The organism is Cognatazoarcus halotolerans (genome assembly GCF_009800965.1).
In the GTDB taxonomy this organism is placed as follows: domain Bacteria; phylum Pseudomonadota; class Gammaproteobacteria; order Burkholderiales; family Rhodocyclaceae; genus Cognatazoarcus; species Cognatazoarcus halotolerans.
On the sequence record NZ_WUAF01000080.1, the window covers coordinates 1 to 345 of the forward strand.

Annotated in this window: 1 protein-coding gene; it reads right to left on the bottom strand. The window is 63.5% G+C overall.

Features of this window, described 5'->3' with window-relative positions; translation table 11 throughout:
- Positions 1-345 (bottom strand): cadherin-like domain-containing protein (locus GQB03_RS22750; protein ID WP_200832435.1); only part of this gene is annotated, 345 nt, incomplete at both ends.

Genomic DNA, 345 nt, shown 5'->3' on the forward strand with positions numbered 1-345 from the left:
CGGGGTCGGAGACGCCGAAGTTCGCGCCGGACAAGGTCACCGTCTGGCCTTCACTCACCGTCAGGCTTGCGCTATCGAGCACCGGGGCATCGTTCACCGGCGTATAGCTGATGGTCGCGCTCAGCGTATTCGAATCCGCCGTGCCGTCGTTGACCGTCACGTCGAACGCAGGCGCCACTTCGTTGCCATCATCGACGAACTGCACCAGGCCACCGCTGAGGTCGGCGCTCGTGAAACTCGTGACCGGGGTACCGGAGGCGCTACTCAATTGGAAGTAACCGCCCGAGACGCCGCTCACCGTGTAGGTGAAGCTCGCGCTGTCTGGGTCAGCCACACCAAAGTTGC